The sequence below is a fragment of the Hymenobacter sp. UV11 genome (assembly GCF_004684095.1).
Lineage (GTDB): Bacteria > Bacteroidota > Bacteroidia > Cytophagales > Hymenobacteraceae > Hymenobacter.
In genome coordinates, this window is record NZ_SRII01000065.1 from 1 (window position 1) to 624 (window position 624).

1 protein-coding gene and 1 pseudogene are annotated in these 624 nt (G+C 63.1%); both read right to left on the reverse strand.

Going from position 1 to position 624, the window contains the following annotated elements:
* Positions 1-185: pseudogene (locus E4631_RS25705) on the reverse strand (hypothetical protein); the annotation flags it as partial.
* A gap of 9 nt (positions 186-194) precedes the next feature.
* On the reverse strand, positions 195-518 hold the full coding sequence (locus E4631_RS25710; RefSeq protein WP_133657170.1) for a YnfA family protein: 324 nt from the start codon (positions 516-518) through the stop codon (positions 195-197).
* Positions 519-624: the final 106 nt, after the last annotated feature.

A 624-nucleotide genomic window follows, 5' to 3' on the forward strand; every position in this document is an offset into this window, starting at 1 on the left:
CCCAGCCCCAGGCCCAGCAGCACCGTGCTCAGCACGTGCGCCAGGCCCGCCACCGCCGTCACGCCCACGGCCCGCCGCAGGGGCCAGCGCTCGGCCCGCGCCACGGCCAGCACCGGCGCCCAGTGGTTGGGAATCGCGGCGTGGAGCAGGCTGAGCAGCAGGGCACCGGTAAGCAGTTGGAGCATGGGCAGAAATTACAGGCGAGGCCAGAAAAGAACGACGGCGATACCCAGCAGGATGATAGCCCCACCGTACACGTCAAACCGGTCGGGCCGGAAGTCATCAAAGTAAGCCGCCCAGGCAAGGGACATAACAATAAAAATGGCCCCGTACACGGCGTAGGTTTTGCCAAAGGAAGTAGGCTGCCAGGTGGCCACCCAGCCGTAGAGGGCCAGCAGCAGCGCCCCGACCAGTCCCGTCCAACCCGGTCGCCCCGACTTAAGCCATTGCCACATCAGGTAGCCGCCCCCGATTTCGCAGAGGCCAGCCAAACAGAATACGGCTAGGGTTTTCAACATGGGTGCCTGGGGTTAAACTAGCGGCCAATACCAACGGGAATTACTCTTCCTCTTCGGCATTCTTAAGCTTGGCCAGCAGCGAATAGGCCCCCCCGACCACTACTTT

Excerpts from the sequence above, each read along its gene's own strand:
- E4631_RS25710 (WP_133657170.1), bottom strand. The coding sequence starts at position 518 with ATGTTGAAAACCCTAGCCGTATTCTGTTTGGCTGGCCTCTGCGAAATC.